This is a genomic window from Streptomyces sp. SID3343 (assembly GCF_009865215.1).
Lineage (GTDB): Bacteria > Actinomycetota > Actinomycetes > Streptomycetales > Streptomycetaceae > Embleya.
Genome location: NZ_WWJX01000410.1, coordinates 1 through 12,415, shown reverse-complemented (window position 1 = coordinate 12,415; position 12,415 = coordinate 1). Strand labels below are relative to the sequence as shown.

The following is a 12,415-nucleotide window of genomic DNA, read 5'->3' as shown; positions in this document are numbered from 1 at the left end:
CCACCGCCGCCAACTGCGCGCGCAGCATCGCGATCTCCGCACGCAACGCGGCCGAGCGCGCGGGCTCGGCCGGATCGGCCCTCGGCATTCGGCTCTCCACGAGGGCGAGCTGAGCCCGCTGGATCTCGCCGATCAGTGTGTGGACGGGTCGGGGAAAAGGGCCTTTGCGTGCTTTGCGCCTGGTGTACCGACGGGGCAGCAACTCGGCCTCGCCGGGCCGGATCGCCCCCGTCGGCGCCTCCTCGGCCGCAACCTCCCGGAAGCGGGCCAGGTGGCTCCGGCGCACGACGCGATACACGAGCAGCGCGACGACCAGATTCGCCGCGACCTTCACGAACATCCCGCGCACACCGGGCACGAGCGGCGAGTTGAAGAACCAGTGCATGGCTATCGCCAACAGCCACAGCCCCACCGCGACCGGTACCCGTCGGGCGAGCGGGCGGCCGTCGCGCGCGACCAGGTAGCCGATGCCGGTGCCCGCGACCGCCGTCATCGCCCAGTGCGTCCCCCACGCGGTGGCGCCCACCCTGGCCGCGAACGACGCGTCGACCGAGGACCCGGGGTCGGTCGCGCCGTCGAGCAGGATCGCGTTGAGCGCGTACAGGAAGTTCTCCACGACCTGGAAGCCCAGCCCCGTCAGGGCGCCGTAGACCCAACCGTCGACGGGTCCGCGGATCGCGCGCGTGGCGGCGAGGGCGAGCAGGACGACGCCGCACGCCTTGAGCGTCTCCTCGTTGAGCGGCGCGGTCATGGCGGCGCCCCAGTCGTCCGCGAAGTCGACGCCGCGGGTCTTGGCCCAGATCCCGCCCAGCCCCGTATTGGCGAGGATCGCGCAGCCCGTCGCGGCGGTCATCCCCCACACCACGCACGCGATCGACGTCACGTGCGGCGGGGGCAGGACCGGTCGGATCCGACGGGGCAGGAGGTATCCGACGGCGAGCGTCAGCAGCAGCAGGAAGCCCGCGAGGGCGGCGGCGGCGGTGAACACCCGAACGGCGTCGCGGTATTCGTTCACGACCACCCCGAGGCCGAACAGGCACGCCGCCGCGGCGGCCGCGAGGGCGTACGGTTCGAGGTGTTCGCGTGGTGGCCGGGCCCCGGCAGAGCTCATGCGGCCTCCTCGGTGAAGGTCAGCGACCGCATCACGTCACGGGCGGGGAGCCAGACCGGGTCCGGGGTACCGGGCGCCGCCAGCGCGATCAGCCGGATCGCGAACGCGTCCTGAGGGCCGCGGAAGATCGCGGCGCGGCCGGTGTCACCGTCCTGGACCAGCGTGCCGAACACGCCCGCGGCGCCGGCGTCGGCGATCAGCGACTGCGGCGGCCCCAGGCGCGCGTGCGGGTCGGCCACCCGGACCGTGTCGCGCAGCCCGGTCCACAGGTTGTCCGCGTCCTCGGCTCGGGCCAGGGAAATGTACGCGATCGAGAGGTCGACGCCCTCGCGGCGCAGTACGAATTGCCGCGATGGTGTCGTCGCGGCCCGATCCAGCGTCCACCCGTCGTCGCCGATCCGGAACCACGCGTAGTCGTCGCTGTCGGGCCCCACCCGAAAGACCGTGCCGGCCCGTACCCGCTCGTCGCCCGAGATCCACGAGTCGATCAACGGCCAGCCGCCGGTGAGCAACGCCAACACGGCGATGACCGCGAGCGGGCCCCACCATCGAGCCCGCCGCGATGCGGCGAGGGTTCGGGCGTCGGTCATGATTCCAACGTCCGTCGCACGCAGCGATTCCGCCCGACGGACATCGGCCGTCGGGCGGAATCGGTCCCTCGAAAGAGTTGAGCGGGCAATCGGGCGCCTTGGGCTGCCCCGCTCTGCCGGCCCGCTCCGGCGGTCCTACAGGCCGAACTCGGCCGGGGTCAGGTCCACCGCGAAGCACGCGTCGCGCACGACGGCCTGCTCGGTCTTGTCGAAGTTGCCGTCGGCGCCGCCGATGACGATACCGATCTGGATCACCGCGCGAGCCTCGGTCGGCTTCTTCTTGACCTTGGCGATGTCCTGGAGCACCGACACCTTGCCGAGCTCGAAGTCGGCGGAGAGCTTGGCCAGGTAGTCGTTGAAGCGCTTCTCGAGGTCGCTCGCCTCGAAGTTCTTCAGTACGTCGTTGCTCGTGATCAGCGTGGTGACCCGCTGCCGCTCGGCCGGGTCGATCGAGCCGTCGGCCGCGGCGACCAGTGCGCAGATCGCCATGCTCGCGTCCCGGAAGCCTCCGCTCTTGAGCTCGTTCTTCTTGGACTCCAGCTGCCCCTGCATCGACTGGGCGGACTGCTTGAGCTTGTCCCACAGAGCCATCGAGTTCCCCTGATCCTTTGCTCTCGCGCGTTCGATCCGAAAGTCTACGATCTACAGTCCCGTAGAACGTACCGCGCCTACGCGTGGGGAGCAGAATCCTTCCTGCGAAGGTTGCCTCGCGGCTTCGGGCTCGGTGGGTCGGCCGGGCGGGCGGCGGTGGCGATTTCGGTGGCTCGGGAGGGGCTGCCACCGGCACCATCCGTTGCGTTTTCGTTCGAGGCTGCGGTTTTACGGCGTTGTGGTGGGGGGTGGTCGGGCCAGGAGGCCATTCCCGGCGTCACACGGGGCGCAGGGTTGTCGCGTATGTCTCGTGGTCGGGGGCGGTCATGGTGAACTCCAGGGTGCCGTCGGCGACGATGTCGAGCGTCGCGTCGCTCTGGGCACAGAAGGAGCGGTCTTCCGGGCGGGTGCCGGCGCCCAGGACGATGCGCGGTTTGTCGACGGTCTTGAGGCTCACCACCGTCTCGCAGCGGACTTGGAAGTACGTGTTGAGGTAGCTGATCCGGCCCACTCGGTCGCCGATCACGCCCCGATTGAGGGCTACCTTGATCGTCTCTATCCGAACACCCGGGTCCGAACTCCACGCCCCGCCCACGCGCTGTCCCTGCCACACACGCGCGTACTCCACCGGCAACTCGGCCGCGGGGAGCGCCTTCTTCTTCGGTTTCTCGTCGCGTCCGAAACCCACGGTCGCGAACAGCGACCCCGCTGCGACGGCCGCGCCGACGAGCAGGACCAACGGGTACTTCCACAGCCCGCGCCGCCGCCCCGCGGGCTCCGCCGGAGCACTCGGCTCGGGGTCGGACGAGGTGGGGGCGGACGTGGCGAGCCGGGTCGCCTCCATGCCCGCGACCCGGGTGGGCGCGAGGTCGGCCGCCGGCTCGGGGTCGGCCTCGATCTCCAGGAGCTCGACCGCCCCGCGCGCCATGCCCTCCACGACCGGAGCCGGCAGCCACCCGGACGTGAACAGGGTGCCCGGGTCGCCGTAGGGCGTGAGCGCGGTGACGATCTGCGCCGGCGTCGGCCGCTGCGCCGGGTCCTTGTGCAGGCACGCCTCGACCACGAGTTGCATCGAGTACGGCACTCGGGACAGGTCGGGCTCGTGGCCGATGATCCGGAACATGTGCGCCTGGTCGTTGCCCTCGCCGAACGGGCCGATTCCGCTCGCGGCGTAGCCGAGTACGGATCCCAGCGCGAACACGTCGGAGGCCGGACCGACGTCGTGCCCGTTGGCCTGCTCGGGCGACATGTAGGCGGGCGACCCTACCGAGACGCCGGTCGTGGTCAGCGCGGTGGCGTCCAGCGCCCGGGATATCCCGAAGTCGATCACGCACGGGCCGTCGAGGGTGAGCAGTACGTTCGACGGCTTGAGGTCGCGGTGCACGAGTCCGGCGTCGTGCACCGTCACGAGCGCGGCGGCCAACCCCGCGCCCAGCGCGCGCACGGCCTCCTCGGGCAGCGGCCCGTGGGCTCCGACGGCTTCGTGCAGCGAGGGCCCGGCGACGAATCGGGTCACCAACCACGGGCGCGGCGCATCGGGATCGGCGTCCAGCACCCGGCCCGTCCACCGGCCGTCGACGCGCCGACCGGCCTCGACCTCACGCCGAAAGCGCAGCCGGAACTCGGCGTCCTCGGCCAGTTCCGCACGAATCACCTTGACCGCGACGAACCGCCCGCGCGGACCACGACCGAGGTAGACCCGGCCCATTCCGCCCGAGCCGAGCACGCGCAGCAGCCGATACCCGCCCAGCTCGCGCGGGTCGTCGTCGCCAAGCGTTCGCACCGTGAACTCCCCCCACTGGGCCAAGTCGTTCGCCCGGCCTTCCCGTCGGCAGCATATGAGGAGTACTCGCGTGCCGTTCGAACCCCCGCGCCCGCCGGCGTCACGTCCGTACCTCCTCGCGCGTGCACGTGGAGAGGCAACCGACGACGACGAAGGCGAGGGATACGTGAGGACATGCCCATGACGAACGACGAGACGGAGGCCGCCCGGCGCGCGGAGTTCGACGCGTTCTACCTGTCCACGTCGCGGCGCCTCGTGGGTGTGATCTATGCCCTGACGGGCGATCTCGCCGATGCCGAGGACGCGGTGCAGGAGGCGTACGCGAGGGCTTGGCCGCGCTGGTCGGCGTTGATCGAGGGCGGGGATCCGACCGGTTGGGTACGGGTGGTCGCGCGGCGGATCGCGATCGGTACGTGGCGCCGGACCCGAAACCGGTTGACCGCCCACTTCCGGCACGGCGGCCCGGAGCCCGCGGCGGGCATCTCGGCGGACCACGTGGCCCTGGTGGCCGCGCTGCGGCGACTGCCCGACCCGCAGCGGCACGCGATCGTGCTCTTCCACCTGTGCGACCTGCCCGGTGCGCGGGTGGCCGAGGAGTTGGGGATCACCGAGGTCGCGTTACGCGCGCGACTGAACCGGGCCCGCAAGGAACTACGCCGCCACCTCGACGACACCCACCCGGGCATCCCGATCGGAGCGAATACGAACCGATGAACGAACGCGAGCACGAATACGAGTACCGGTCCGGGTCCGGGTCCGGATCCAAGTCCGGGTCCGAGTTCGGGTCCGAGTCCGGGTCCGGGTCCGGATACGCGTACGAGCACGAACCCGAGCGCGAGGACCCCGGCTTCTACCCCGACGAAGACATCGCCCGAGACCTACGCGCGCTGGTCGGCGACGCGGGAAGCGCGGCGACCCTGACCTCCCCCGAGAGGGTCCGCGCCCGAGGCACCCGACGCCGTGACCGCGCGCGCATCCTGGGGTCGGCGGCCGTGGCGACATGCGTCCTCGTCGCAGCGGGCTGGGTCGCGCGAGCCGGCGACGAAACCCGATCCCCGTCCGCTGCCACCGCCTCGGCATCGGCCCTGCCCCCGAAACCGAGAGCAGCCGCCGGCCCCGAAGTCGGCTCATCGAGCCCCCAGGGCATGGTGGACCGCAACGAATCGGGCGACTACAGCATCCCGAACGCCCGATACCGACCGTTCGAAACGCCGGTCCTTCCGACGGTCGCCGGCCTGGACTGGGGCCCGAGAGACGATTTCGACAGGTACCCCCGGTCCTCGAAGGACTTGTTCTTCGCGCCCTGCGACGCTCCCCCGGCGGCCCTCGACGACAACACGGGAATGGCCATGCAATGGCGCACCCCGGCCGGCAGTCGGCTGCGGTTGGCCGGAATTTCGACGGCCCACCACTACTCGTCGCCGCCCCGACCGGAGGCCGAACGCCTCGCCGGCGACGCGGCAGTCGCGTTTCGCGCCGCCGCCGACCGGTGCATGACCCGGCTGCCCGTCGCCGGCACGGGCGCCGAGACGAACATCTGGTCGTGGACGGACGGCGCCCTGCACGGCGAACTGCTCCTCACTCGCCGCGGTCCCGACGTGGTCGTCGTGGTCACCCGCATGAGCGACCAGGACCCCCCTTACCCACTGTCCGTCGACCTGGGGCCCGTCCTGCTGGACGAGCTGGCGAAGATATGGACCCGGCCGGGCCTGAGCCCCCAACCGTGAGGCGCACGGCACGTACGAACCGCCACATGCGACGACCCGCGTACGCCCCCGCCCGGGGCTGTACGCGGGTCGTCGTTGTTTCAGAAACGGGCTCAGCCCACCAGAGCGCTCTTGGCCTTCCACTGGTCCCACGTGAGCTGCCAGTTGCCGAAGCCGTTGCCGGCCGCGGTGGCCTCCGTGTTGTTGGAGCCCTTGACCACGACCGGGTCGCCGACCTCGACGCGGTTGAAGAACCACTCGGCGTCCGGGACGGTCATACCCACGCAGCCGTGGCTGGTGTTGGCGACGCCGATGTTCGCGGTGTTCCACGCGGCCGAGTGGAAGAACGTGCCCGACGACGTGAAGTGCACGACCCACGGGACGTCCGGCAGGTTGTAGCTGTCGCCGAGCCCGACCGTGGTCGAGTCCAGGGTCTCCTTGGCGTTCTTGGAGAGGATCACGTGCGTGCCGCCGCGGGTGGGGAACTCGTTCGAGCCGGCCGACATCTTGATCGTCTTGACCGCGACGCCGTCCTCCTTCACCGTCAACCGGTGCTTGGGCACGTCCACCTCGACGACCCGGTTGGTACCGACCGTGAAGGTGCTCTCGTAGTCGCGCGCGAAGTAGGTGCCGGGGCCGCTCGCGACGCCGCCCAGGTTCGCGTTGAGGGTGACCTTGGTACCCGTCGCCCAGAACTCGCGCGGACGCCAGTCGACACGGTCCTTGCCGGACTCGTCCTTCGTCCATCCCCACGAGCCGTCGACGTTGGGGGCGGTGGTGACCTTGAGGTTGCGCTCGACCTCGGCCTTGTCCTTGACCGGGGTGTCGAACATGACCGAAACGGGCTGTGCGACGCCGAACGTGCCGCCGTTGGCCGGGCGCAGGGTCACCTTGTTGACGGTGGTGGCCTTGAGCGTGCCGAAGGTGCTGGTCGTGGTCGACTCGGTGCCCTTCTTGGCACGCGTGGTCGTGGTCACCGTGTAGGTGACGCCGGGCACGGTCCGGGTCGTGGAGGTCCACGAGCGACCGTCGGCCGCCAGGGTGCCCTCGATCGCGCGCTGTTGGCCGTCGGCTATCCGCACCGTCGTCAGCGTGCCCGAGTCGGCCGTCACGGTGATCGGCTTGCCGGGTGCCACGCCCTGCGTACCGTTCGGCGGATCCACGGTCACGTTGACCGGTGTGTCCTTGCTCTCATTCTTGTCCTTGGCAGCCTCGACCTGGTTCCCCTGGGCCGAATCCACCTTCGCGGGCCCGTCCGACTTGCCCGAACCACATGCGGTCAACAAGAGCGCGGCCGCAGCAAGCGGAAGCACCAGGACGCGAATTCCCTTACGAGAGCGGGTTATCGGGAGCTTGGACACGTGATGACCTCACGAACTGAACTGGACGAGCGGGCGGTTCTCCCAGACTAACAATATGGATTAACCTCCCGGACGCTCTGTTTGTCCCACGTTTGTCGCATCTTTGTCACACCGCCCGGATCACGCCCCGAACGCGCGAAGCCGCGCCCGGGAAATCCCGGACACGGCTTCGGAGTTCGCGAGATACGCGAAGGGGTTCGCAAGGTACGCGAAGGTGTTCGCGGGGTACACGAAGAGTCTTCGCGAGGTGCACGAAGAGTCTTCGCGAGGTACCCGAAGGGTGGATCCGAACGACTACGCGGCGGCGGTACGGCGACGCGGCGCGCCCGAGCCACCTGCGGAACCGCCGGTGCGGCCGGCCGACGCCGACACACCCGCGGCCGAGGACGGACGACGACCGGAGCCGGAGCCCGAGCCGCCCCCCTGGCCGGGACGACGACCGCGACCGCGGCCACCCGCCGAGCCGCCGCGGCGCGGGGCCTCGGAGACGGGCGACGAGATCACGACGGGCACGCCGGAGGGCACCTGGGCGCCGGTGACGCGGGTGAGTTCCTCGTCGCCGGAGCGGACCTGGATGGTCTCGGCGGTGATGCCGGCGATCATCATCAGGCGCGCCATCTCGCGACGCTGGTTCGGGGTGACGAGCGTCACGACGCTGCCGGACTCGCCGGCACGGGCAGTACGGCCGCCGCGGTGCAGGTAGTCCTTGTGGTCGGTCGGCGGGTCGATGTTGACGACCAGGTCGAGACCGTCCACGTGGATGCCGCGGGCCGCGACGTTGGTCGCGATCAGGGCGGTGACGTGGCCGCTCTTGAACTGCTCCAGGGTGCGGGTGCGCTGCGGCTGCGACTTGCCGCCGTGCAGCGCCGCGGCGCGGACGCCGCTCGCGAGCATCTGGCGGGTGAGCCGGTCCACCGCGTGCTTGGTGTCCATGAACATGATCACGCGACCCTCGCGCGCCGCGATGTGCGTCGCGGCGGTGTGCTTGTCGGCCTCGGTCACGTGCAGTACGTGGTGCTCCATCGTGGTGACCGCGCCCTGCGACGGGTCGACCGAGTGGACGACCGGGTCGGACAGGAAGCGCTTGACCAGGCGGTCGACGTTGCGGTCGAGCGTGGCGGAGAACAGCATCCGCTGACCGTCCGCCTGCACCTGGTCGAGCAGCGCGGTGACCTGCGGCATGAAGCCCATGTCGGCCATCTGGTCGGCCTCGTCGAGCACGGTGATGCCCACGGCGTCGAGCCGCGCGTCGCCGCGGTCGATCAGGTCCTTGAGCCGACCCGGGGTCGCCACGACGACCTCGGCGCCGTTGCGCAGCGCACTGGCCTGGCGACCGATCGACATACCGCCGACGACCGTGGCCATCCGCAGCTGCACCGAGGTGGCGTACGGCATGAGCGCGTCGGTGACCTGCTGGGCCAGTTCCCGCGTCGGAACCAGGACGAGCGCGAGCGGGCGCTTGGTCTCGGCGCGCTGACCGGCGATCCGGGCGAGCAGCGCGAGGCCGAACGCGAGCGTCTTGCCCGAGCCGGTCCGACCGCGGCCGAGCACGTCCCGGCCGACCAGCGCGTTCGGCAGCGTGGCCGACTGGATCGGGAACGGCTCGGTCACACCCTGGCGAGTGAGGGCCGAGAGCAGCGGCTTGGGCATGTCCAGCTCGGCGAAGGTGGCCGCGGCCGGAAGCGAGGGGGTGGTGCTGACCGGAAGCGCGAACTCGGCGGCCGGGGCGGCCGACATCGGCTTGCGACGGTTGGCCGACGGGGCGCCGCCGCGACCGCGGCTGCCGCCACCGCCGCCGTAGCCGCCACCGCGGCTGCCGGCGCCGCCGCTGCTGCCGCCGCCGCTGCGCGAGTAACGGTCGTTCGTACGGGGGGTGCGATTCATGGAGAACCTTCCTCGATGCGGCGCGTATCGAGGACGTCTCCGCGGCGTGAAGCCGCACAAGGAGTCGCAAGAACGAGCCGGGAAAAGCTGGAAAACGAAGCGGTGAACGGGTCACACACGTCGTGTACATCGCAACGGTCGGGCGCCTGCCGAAGAGCGGCGGCCGATGTGCCGGACCGTGCGGGGCCGACGCGCCGGGCGCGTCGGGCAGGGTCCTGATCGACGGATGTCGAGCATCCGCCTGGGGTGTCGCACCGTGGCCGAACGGCCACGGGAAGGGCCCGCACCGTGCGGCGCGGGCCCTCGCTGCGTGGCGAAAGCCACGCCCTCAAGCAAGATCAGAGAATGGTGATGTTCTCCGCCTGCGGGCCCTTCTGGCCCTGCGTGACGTCGAACTCGACCTTCTGGCCTTCCTGCAGCTCACGGAAGCCCTGAGCGTTGATGTTCGAGTAGTGGGCGAAGACGTCGGGGCCGCCACCGTCCTGCTCGATGAAGCCGAAGCCCTTTTCGCCGTTGAACCACTTCACGGTGCCAGTAGCCACGTATTTTCCCCTTCGGGGCATAACCGGGATCCCGCACTCTGCGAGACCCGAATCGTCGCGATGATTACCCCGCCCGGACTTGGACACCGGGAAAACAAAAGTGCGCCTGTTGGCTACAACCAGCAGGCGCACAGAAAATTCCATGGGAACCACAGCAGCAATTAACGGTAGCACGCCCTACAACCCGCTTGTCATGGGTCGTCCGGATCACCGTACGCGCAAGAGGCGGGGGCACCGGACTCGGATGAGACGATGGGCCTCCTCCCGGTCGACCGAAGAACCCGCGGGCAGCCCCCGAGCAGCCTCCGGGCAGACCCGGCCGGGCAGGCTCGACTCGGTTCGCATCGGTCCGAGTCGCATCGAGTCGGATCGACTTGAACCGAGTCGAACCGAGCTGAGCCGAGTCGAGCCGAGTCGAGTCGGACCGACTTGAACCGAGTCGAACCGACCGGACTCGATCCGAACTCGGTGCACTCTGCTGCACTGCGATGCAAACCGACACCATCCGACGAACGCCCCGAAAGGCTCCCGTGCCCCCCTCCGACATCCCGGCCGCCGACGACGGCGCCCAGACCCACGTCCAGCCGATCTCGATCACCCCGATCGGCGCTCCCCTCACCATCGAGGACGTCAGCGCGCCCGGCGGCTGCGGCGACGGCTGCGGCTGCGCCGGCGGGGACATCGACATCGATGCCGACCTGCTCGACGAGTTCGTCACCGAGCAGGTCCTGGTCCGCCTCGAAACCGAGCCCGCGTTCTTGGCCCGATCCATTGCGGCGCTCGCGGCGGCCGACGACCTCGACCCCGAACTCACGGAGGAGATCGAGGAGTTGGAGTCCGACCCGGTGCTCCTTCGGGATGTACTCGCCGCGACTCGCGAGAGCCTGCCGGACATGGAGTCCGACGCCGTCGTGCTGCTCTTCCGCTACGTGATCGACCACGTCGCGCTCGGCCCGGAGGAACTGCCGCTGGAGGACCGCGTCATGATCGAGTGGCGCGTGGAGCCGGCCGGGGTCTGACCCTCGAAGCTCTCTTTCCGAGGCTCCCCCGGGCAGCCGCTCCCGGGGGAGGCGGGGGAAGCCGGGGCCCGAGGACCCGCGTGGTCGACGAAGCCCACAGACGCCCCGACCTACCCCGAGTCGGGCTCGACCCGCCGCAGGCGCCCCACGAACAGAAACCCCGACCCCAGCCCGATCAGGGCCGCCGAGACGTGCCCGATCGTGGTGAAGTCCGGCAGGTCGCCGTACCACTGCGCGGACATGAACGGGTACAGCAGACAAAACCCCGCCCACCACACCCGCAGCAGTCGCGGCAGCAACGGCGTGACCGCCGCTATGGCCGCCATCGACGCGTAGCTGACCCCGTAGTCCAAGGTGTGCCGGGTGGCCTGTGGATACGTACCGTCACGTATCGCCACCACGAGCACCACCGCTGTGACGAGAGTCGCACCGACGTGCCCGAGCAGCGTGACCCCGACCGCGCGCAGCGCGCCCACCCGGTGCTCCAGGAACGCCATGCAGACGCCGAGGCCGAAGCCGATGGTCAACAGGTTGCCGAACCACGTGCCGTGCACGTCGGCCACGAGCAGGCTGCCGGCGAGGACCCGGACCGGATGGTCGTCCAGGTTGTCGAGGTTCGTACTGATCGCCTCGACCAGGTGGTCGGCCCTGGCCTGCGACATCAGGTGTCCGACCACGAATCCGTCGACCAGCAACAGTGCCAGGATCGAAAGCGTCGCCGGACTGCGCCTGGGGTAGAGCGCGAGGGTGCGCAGGTGCCGCGCGGAGGTCTGGAGCGCGGAGGTCTGGATCACGGTGCGGGTCTCCCGGCCGGCGCGACGGTCGTGACATGAGCCTCCATGCTGCAACACCGCTGCGGGGTCCGGCGGCCCGGCCCTGCGGATCGATGCCCGGTCCGGAGAATCGGGTGGGCCCGAGGCGACGCGGTTCTTCGGGTCGCCGGGGCCGGCTGATCGTAATTTCGCCCGCGCCGTGCGGCAGGATGACCCGACGGTGGCGACAAGGGAGATGTTGTGGCAGCGGTGGGTCGGGTCGTGGCGGATCGGTACGAACTCGGGGAGCTGCGCGGCCGCGGCGGCCTCGGACAGGTGTGGAGCGCGCGCGATCGGCAGGAGGGACGCGACGTCGCGGTCAAGCTCCTGCACGGCCCCGCCGACACGGGAACAGCGGAATTGTTCCTGCGCGAGGCGCGCACGGCGGCGGTGTTGAGTCACCCGGGCGTGGTCGACGTGTACGACGTGGGACAGGACGCCGACGGGACGTTGTTCCTGGTCACGGAGCTGTTGACGGGGAGCGACCTGGGCGCGCTGGTGCGCGCCGGCCGGCTGGAGATCCCTCGCGTACTGGCCTGGGCGGACGGGATCTGCGCGACGCTGGACAGCGCGCACCGCGCGGGGATGAACCACCACAACCTCAAACCCGCCGCTCTGTTCGCGGTGGCGGCCGACGACCGGGTGGTGATCCTGGACTTCGGCCTCGCCGGTTGGCTCGCGGCGGTCGAGGCGCGCACGACGCACGTGATCGGCACGCTCGCCTACACGGCCCCGGAACGCCTGCACGGCCAGGCCGGCGACCATCGGGCCGACCTGTACTCGCTGGGTTGCGTGCTGTACGAACTCCTCACCGGCAGGCCGCCGTTCGGCACCGGCGTGCCGGCTTCGCTGGTGTACGCGCACCTCCGACACGTACCGGAGCCCCCCGAGCGGCTGCGTCCCGACCTGCCGCCGCACGTGAGCCGACTCGTGCTCGACCTGCTGGCCAAGGACCCGGCCGAGCGACCCGCCGACGCGACGGTCGCCGCGGCCCGGCTGAACGCGACCGCGCCGAC

At 70.5% G+C, this 12,415-nt stretch carries 12 protein-coding genes; 4 read left to right on the top strand and 8 right to left on the bottom strand.

Annotation, left to right across the window (positions count from 1 at the left end; all coding sequences use genetic code 11):
• The 4 genes from GT354_RS13470 to GT354_RS13455 all read right to left on the bottom strand — a co-directional run.
• Positions 1-1,111, bottom strand: a 1,111-nt coding sequence (locus GT354_RS13470; protein ID WP_161356540.1) for a PrsW family intramembrane metalloprotease, incomplete at its 3' end; no start/stop codon positions are given.
• Positions 1,108-1,701 (bottom strand): hypothetical protein, encoded by a 594-nt coding sequence (locus GT354_RS13465; RefSeq protein ID WP_161356539.1) that lies wholly within the window; start codon positions 1,699-1,701, stop codon positions 1,108-1,110. The genes GT354_RS13465 and GT354_RS13470, both read right to left, overlap by 4 nt.
• A gap of 135 nt (positions 1,702-1,836) precedes the next feature.
• A complete protein-coding gene (locus GT354_RS13460; RefSeq protein ID WP_161356538.1) occupies positions 1,837-2,292 on the bottom strand; it encodes a TerB family tellurite resistance protein in 456 nt (151 codons plus the stop codon).
• 277 nt (positions 2,293-2,569) lie between these two features.
• A complete protein-coding gene (locus GT354_RS13455; protein ID WP_161356537.1) occupies positions 2,570-4,075 on the bottom strand; it encodes a serine/threonine-protein kinase in 1,506 nt (501 codons plus the stop codon).
• 180 nt (positions 4,076-4,255) lie between these two features.
• Between GT354_RS13455 and GT354_RS13450 the strand changes: the two genes are divergently transcribed.
• Together GT354_RS13450 and GT354_RS13445 are read left to right on the top strand one after the other, a co-directional pair.
• A complete protein-coding gene (locus GT354_RS13450; RefSeq protein WP_161356536.1) occupies positions 4,256-4,789 on the top strand; it encodes a SigE family RNA polymerase sigma factor in 534 nt (177 codons plus the stop codon).
• The gene (locus tag GT354_RS13445; RefSeq protein ID WP_161356535.1) at positions 4,786-5,802 is read left to right on the top strand and encodes a hypothetical protein; all 1,017 of its coding nucleotides are present in this window, start codon (positions 4,786-4,788) and stop codon (positions 5,800-5,802) included. The genes GT354_RS13450 and GT354_RS13445 overlap by 4 nt, the downstream gene beginning before the upstream one ends.
• A 92-nt stretch (positions 5,803-5,894) precedes the next feature.
• Here GT354_RS13445 and GT354_RS13440 read toward each other — a convergent pair whose 3' ends face one another.
• From GT354_RS13440 to GT354_RS13430, 3 genes are all read right to left on the bottom strand, one after another.
• Positions 5,895-7,142: an Ig-like domain-containing protein gene (locus tag GT354_RS13440; RefSeq protein ID WP_346012009.1), complete on the bottom strand. Its 1,248-nt coding sequence runs from the start codon at positions 7,140-7,142 to the stop codon at positions 5,895-5,897.
• 294 nt (positions 7,143-7,436) lie between these two features.
• Positions 7,437-9,026 (bottom strand): DEAD/DEAH box helicase, encoded by a 1,590-nt coding sequence (locus GT354_RS13435; protein WP_161356534.1) that lies wholly within the window; start codon positions 9,024-9,026, stop codon positions 7,437-7,439.
• Positions 9,027-9,364: 338 nt separating this feature from the next.
• Positions 9,365-9,568 carry a cold-shock protein gene (locus tag GT354_RS13430; protein WP_161356533.1) on the bottom strand — a complete coding sequence of 68 codons (204 nt, stop codon included), beginning with the start codon at positions 9,566-9,568 and terminating at the stop codon, positions 9,365-9,367.
• A 530-nt stretch (positions 9,569-10,098) separates the two neighbouring features.
• Here GT354_RS13430 and GT354_RS13425 point away from each other — a divergent pair.
• Positions 10,099-10,587: a hypothetical protein gene (locus GT354_RS13425; protein ID WP_161356532.1), complete on the top strand. Its 489-nt coding sequence runs from the start codon at positions 10,099-10,101 to the stop codon at positions 10,585-10,587.
• Positions 10,588-10,697: 110 nt separating this feature from the next.
• On the opposite strand, the gene GT354_RS13420 is transcribed toward GT354_RS13425, so the two are convergent.
• The gene (locus GT354_RS13420; protein WP_161356531.1) at positions 10,698-11,381 is read right to left on the bottom strand and encodes a rhomboid-like protein; all 684 of its coding nucleotides are present in this window, start codon (positions 11,379-11,381) and stop codon (positions 10,698-10,700) included.
• Positions 11,382-11,600: 219 nt separating this feature from the next.
• Here GT354_RS13420 and GT354_RS13415 point away from each other — a divergent pair.
• Positions 11,601-12,415 (top strand): serine/threonine-protein kinase (locus GT354_RS13415; protein WP_161356530.1); only part of this gene is annotated, 815 nt, incomplete at its 3' end.

Coding starts and splice junctions, on each gene's coding strand:
- GT354_RS13435 (WP_161356534.1), bottom strand. CDS start 9,026: ATGAATCGCACCCCCCGTACGAACGACCGTTACTCGCGCAGCGGCGGC.
- GT354_RS13445 (WP_161356535.1), top strand. CDS start 4,786: ATGAACGAACGCGAGCACGAATACGAGTACCGGTCCGGGTCCGGGTCC.
- GT354_RS13450 (WP_161356536.1), top strand. CDS start 4,256: ATGACGAACGACGAGACGGAGGCCGCCCGGCGCGCGGAGTTCGACGCG.
- GT354_RS13465 (WP_161356539.1), bottom strand. CDS start 1,701: ATGACCGACGCCCGAACCCTCGCCGCATCGCGGCGGGCTCGATGGTGG.
- GT354_RS13460 (WP_161356538.1), bottom strand. CDS start 2,292: ATGGCTCTGTGGGACAAGCTCAAGCAGTCCGCCCAGTCGATGCAGGGG.